Raw genomic sequence first — 4,955 nt, 5'->3', positions numbered from 1 at the left:
ACAGAGCTTGATGGTAATAAGACTGCAGAAATCATCACTGAGATTCATAATTCACCTAATGTATCCCTTCTTACCTATAACCGTGAAGAATCCATGGTGTTCTGCCTTATATCCGGTCTTATGTGGCGCACCGAGCGTGAATATGAGTGTTTCCGTGAACTGCAGTCCGGTAAAGGAAGTGCTGATTTGATTTATGCACCGAAGAGGAACATGAACCTTCCTATTCTGCTCATAGAATTTAAATATGGTCAGAGCGCGGAAGAAGCTATGGATCAGATTAAGGAGAAGGAGTATTTCAGCAGATACCGTGATGGTGATTATCCTAACGATGTGTTGCTTATAGGCATTAACTATAATCCTAAAACAAAGGATCACCAGTGCCTGATTGAAAAGTTGGATAAATAATTCATGCCTAATGATTGCTATACCCGACAGAATCTGAAAGAAGCCAAAATGTGCGCTTTCAAAACTATTGGGAAAATTCAATATCCGAGCTGTCCTCAATGTGGAAAAATCGGTAGTTATACCAGTGGAATAACTTTATCACCTCTTATAGAACTCATAAATCACATTTATAACGGGCATGAAATTCTAAATTTCCGCCCCGGTCCAGTACTGCAGTACTGTGACAAATGTGGAACTGTTTATTTCAATCCGGCAAACACTGAAGTTGCTCTTAGCGGTACCCGCAACAGGATCGCCGTACTGTCAGAATTTTGGTTTATGCTGTTTGCCATCTTACGGGATACATAAATGCCAAACAAGGCATTTTTTTCATCGACAATTCACAACGTCAAGACGACGTATATCTTATAGATAACTACTGTTGCAGTTACTGCGGTTATATGCTCAAACGCCCGTCTCTTTACGAAAAGAGCATCGGTCCCGCGCTAATCAAATGTCCGCAATGTCACATAAATCTTTATGACAACTAGGCAATAACGGTCTTACCAACTCAAACGAACAGCTTAAGACCTACGCCACCATTGCCCACGGTACCGGACGAGACATCAATACCCTGACTGATGCGGTTATTGCTTTCTCCCAGGGTTCTACCAAGGCACTCCGGCAGTTCGGCATTACGGCAAAGGATAACAGTGACACAATTTCTCTTACCTATAAGGGGGCCACCACAGAGATTGAAAAGAACAGCAAGGCTCTGGATTCCTATCTCTCTGATTTGGCAAAGAACAACTTTGACGGTGTTTTGGAAACCAAACTCAACACTGTATCTGCCGCTACTGGGAGACTGGATAATGCCAGGGGTACTTTCTGCACCAGACTCATGCAGTCAAACGGCGGTTTCGGTGAACTCATCATCATGGGTAATGACTTTCTGGCCAATACCCTGAACGGCATTTGCCGTAAGGTGGTTGTCTTCATGCTCGTGGGCATTGCCAGCATTCTGGACACGAGAATCTTTCAGACCAGAAGTGTTCTCAGAACCGCAGTGATTTTCTTTTACCTTTCAAACGAAGGCATCAGCTTACTCGAGAACGCTGCACATCTCGGTCTGCCGATACCTGCTGTGGTCAGGAAAGCATTAAACCAGTTACACGAAAAATCAGAAGATAAGGAGAATAACAATGGCAAATAGTCCACTCGTAAGTTACACCAGATTGAGTCCGAACCATTCCGGCAGAAGGACTCATGCAATAGACCGAATCACACCTCACGCTGTTGTCGGTCAGCTCAGTGTTGAACGCATTTGCGACTGCTTTAAGGACAGCAGCAGACAGGCAAGCTGCAACTACTGCATCGGGGCTGACGGCAGAATCGGACTCTGTGTTGATGAGCAGAACCGATCCTGGTGCTCATCATCTCGAGACAACGACCAAAGAGCTGTTACCATCGAATGCGCATCAGATCTGACTGAACCTTACACCATGAAGACGGAGGTGTATGCTGCCCTGATAGATCTGTGCGTTGATATCTGCAGAAGGCATGGCAAGAAGAAACTTGTGTGGATTGCCGATCGGGATAAGGCTTTGAGTTATTCGGTCAGGAGTGATGAAATGTTGCTGACGGTTCACCGCTGGTTTGCTCGAAAATCCTGTCCGGGAAATTGGCTATTCGGGAAGTTGGGCGATTTGGCTCAAACGGTGAATAGCAGACTTGGGGAATAAGGGAATTAACCTTACTAAATAAAAAAAGCCGGTAATTGGGATGCCGGCTTGGTCTATTTTAAATTGTTATTTTGTTATACATCTGTCATTCGAAACTGAAGTGGCTGATACCGGGAAAGTGAAATAAGTGTCAGGATAAGGTTCGTCTTTCAGAGTGAAATGCCACCATTCTTCTTCCAAAGGTTTAAAACCATTATTCAACATCGCCTCCCGAAGAATCATTCGGTTGTTATATTGCTCTTTAGTAATATTTTTATAATCCGGATGGCTCAATAAACCAAAGTAATCGAATGTTCCTCCCATATCTACTTCTTTTTCAGTATTCATATCAAAAAGAGTTAAATCTACTGTACTGCCACGACTGTGTCCTGAATGTTCGGCTATATACCCTTGAGGGAAAAGAACGTTCTTTTCAAGTTCAGGATAGAAATACTTTTTCATCGCCACATCGTTAGTATCGAGAGCCCAGCGCATAAAGTGATTAACAGCTTTTTGAGGGCGATACGCATCAAAAATCTTTAAACGGTATCCTTTCTTTTTTAATTCATCACTGACTTTTTTGAGCGCAGTGGCTGCTTCTTTTGTAAGTAAGGCCACCGGTTCTTCATACCCGTCAATTCTGGTGCCCACAAAATTATATGTCGAATAATACCTGATTTCTAAGATTGCATCAGGAACTGCTTCACTCAGTAACACAAAGTCGCTGGCATCATTAGAAAGATTCAACTTAACATCACTATTAGATATTTCATTGATAGTATCTGTCTTTGCAAACTCCGCCTGGTTTGCACAACCATATAAAGCGAGAGTTACGGCAAAAAATAAAGATGTTAGTCCTTTTCCTTTAAGCTGATTTTTCATAACTAATTCTCCATCCTTAGTGAATTTTATCGCCTGATTTTTAATTGTGTCCTTTATTTCACCAAACTGTTCTCATAGATTCTAGCATGTTGGTGGCTGTATTTCTGTGCATGAACGACAAATTGAAAATAAAAGCAGATCCACTCCAACAGTTGCTTCCTGAAATCGCCTTCCCACTATTACCTTGACACTCATCTCGATACACGGCTGTACAACTTTTAATCATTCAAAAATTATTTTTCTATAGCCTTCGTCAAAACATGGTTTTCACGTCCATTGATATAGTAGGAGGTCAAAGATTTATGACAGAACAACAGAAATCCATAATCAAAACTCTGCGTGAGCAGAATTTCAGTTATAACGCCATTGCCAAAGCGATGGGTGTCACCGTGGCTACAGTTAAAAGTTACTGCCAGCGTGCAGGTCTCGCAGGCAACCGTAAAGAGGCGTTTAAGTCTCAGTCAGATACACCTTTGGAGCTTCCGACTTTTTGCAGATGCTGTGGCAAGCAGCTCATCCAGAGGGAAAAGGTTAAACACCGTAAATTCTGCTCTGATGCGTGTCGGGTAACCTGGTGGAATGCACATCCGGAGCTGGTTAAGCGCCGTAATCCTCACACAGTAAAGTGTCTCTGCTGTGGAAAAGAATTCACCTACTTTGGCATCAAACAGCATAAGTTCTGCACCCACGAATGCTACATCAAACATCGTTATGAAGGAGTAACCTGTGACACCGAAACAGTTTGAGTCTGAAATGAACTATCTGGTAGCAAGGCATTTAGCTGAATGCTTTCTGAAACAGGGATTCATGACCAAAACCGAGTTCAGAAAAATTGATGATTTTCTCGTCAGGACATTCTCCCCTCTTATCGGAAAACTCTTAACACTATCGCTTGATAAGTCAGGCGATAAGAGTGAGTAATAGTGGTATCAAAACGAGGGTATAACTATGAAAACGATAAAGAAAATTGATGTAAAAAGCATAGCCCTGCCTGCCAGAAAACGGGTAGCGTCATATGCACGTGTCTCCATGGAATCTGACAGACAGGCTCATTCTCTGTCAACTCAGATCAGCTACTACAACGATCTCATTCAGAATAATCCTGAATGGGAATTTGCTGGAGTATATGCCGACAGCTTCATCTCCGGTACAAGTGTTGAGCGCAGAGCTGAATTCAAACGAATGCTTCAGGATTGTGAGGACGGTAAGATTGACATCATTCTTACCAAGTCCATAAGCAGATTTGCCCGTAACACAGTAGATCTGCTCAACACCGTAAGGCGGTTAAAGGAGTTAGGCATCGAGGTACAGTTCGAGAAGGAGAACTTATATACCGCAGGAATGCCGATAAACCGCGGTTTTACGGCACTTCTATTACGTTACATCCTGCAGCTCATCACTCTAATGTTTCTGTTTATCGGTGTCACGACCTGTATTTGCCATCCGGACGAATGTGACGGTTTATTCGCTGTTCTTGCCATGACGGCATCGTTACAGGCAGCATTTCTTTTTACCGCACAAAACGAATCTAGAAGAATTCTGAAAGTATTAAGGGGAGGCCGGAACAGCGGTACGTTCAATAAAAGACTAAGATTCAGAGAGTTTGGATCCGGCAGCAGTATACGCAACACTGACATTTCTTTTGCAGAATACATTTTGTTTGCGTTGGTGGGATTACTCACCTTTGCCGTGAATATTATTGTGTTTTCGGGCGGAATCGTTCTGGAATCCATGCTTAATCATCCGTAAAACGACTTATCGGATGATAAGGCCTTGCCGACAGTGTTTTTCACTCATTTTCTTAAGAATTCTGCACATCTCCTTTGTTTTTCGAATATATTCCTCATAGGAAAGATCGGGGAAATAAACCTTTCCCCCTTCCTTGACTCTGCACTTCAGCGGACGGCTTTCATAGATTTTGCAAAGTCTGGTGTTGCGATCATAGTATCGACAGCACCCCGTACCATC

At 42.8% G+C, this 4,955-nt stretch carries 8 protein-coding genes; 6 read left to right on the top strand and 2 right to left on the bottom strand.

The annotated features are described in order from the left end of the window. From T489_RS0111970 to T489_RS0111955, 3 genes are all read left to right on the top strand, one after another. On the top strand, positions 1-405 hold a 405-nt coding region (locus T489_RS0111970; protein ID WP_031580244.1), incomplete at its 5' end, for a PD-(D/E)XK nuclease domain-containing protein. Between the two features lie 775 nt (positions 406-1,180). Further along, a complete protein-coding gene (locus T489_RS15520) occupies positions 1,181-1,597 on the top strand; it encodes a phage holin family protein (RefSeq protein WP_232218323.1) in 417 nt (138 codons plus the stop codon). Next, entirely contained in the window at positions 1,587-2,126 is a 540-nt protein-coding gene (locus T489_RS0111955) for a peptidoglycan recognition protein family protein (RefSeq protein ID WP_031580241.1), read from the top strand. The genes T489_RS15520 and T489_RS0111955 overlap by 11 nt, the downstream gene beginning before the upstream one ends. A 66-nt stretch (positions 2,127-2,192) precedes the next feature. On the opposite strand, the gene T489_RS0111950 is transcribed toward T489_RS0111955, so the two are convergent. After that, on the bottom strand, positions 2,193-2,987 hold the full coding sequence (locus T489_RS0111950) for a M15 family metallopeptidase (protein WP_084155522.1): 795 nt from the start codon (positions 2,985-2,987) through the stop codon (positions 2,193-2,195). Positions 2,988-3,289: 302 nt separating this feature from the next. Here T489_RS0111950 and T489_RS0111945 point away from each other — a divergent pair, with 302 nt between their 5' ends. The 3 genes from T489_RS0111945 to T489_RS15515 are packed head-to-tail and all read left to right on the top strand — an operon-like array spanning position 3,290 to position 4,736. Beyond that, positions 3,290-3,733 carry a sigma factor-like helix-turn-helix DNA-binding protein gene (locus T489_RS0111945; protein WP_031580239.1) on the top strand — a complete coding sequence of 148 codons (444 nt, stop codon included), beginning with the start codon at positions 3,290-3,292 and terminating at the stop codon, positions 3,731-3,733. Continuing rightward, entirely contained in the window at positions 3,714-3,908 is a 195-nt protein-coding gene (locus T489_RS14770) for an SHOCT domain-containing protein (RefSeq protein ID WP_084155520.1), read from the top strand. Before T489_RS0111945 ends, T489_RS14770 begins: the two co-directional genes overlap by 20 nt. A gap of 27 nt (positions 3,909-3,935) precedes the next feature. Then, positions 3,936-4,736 (top strand): recombinase family protein, encoded by an 801-nt coding sequence (locus T489_RS15515; protein ID WP_031580238.1) that lies wholly within the window; start codon positions 3,936-3,938, stop codon positions 4,734-4,736. Between the two features lie 6 nt (positions 4,737-4,742). Here the strand turns inward: T489_RS15515 and T489_RS13840 are convergent. Next, positions 4,743-4,955, bottom strand: a 213-nt coding sequence (locus T489_RS13840) for a YkgJ family cysteine cluster protein (RefSeq protein WP_037319991.1), incomplete at its 5' end; no start/stop codon positions are given.

Source organism: Ruminobacter sp. RM87, assembly GCF_000701925.1.
Taxonomy (GTDB): Bacteria; Pseudomonadota; Gammaproteobacteria; order Enterobacterales; family Succinivibrionaceae; genus Ruminobacter; species Ruminobacter amylophilus.
Note: the sequence above shows the minus strand (reverse complement) of the source record. Positions and strands in the feature narration are given on the sequence as shown.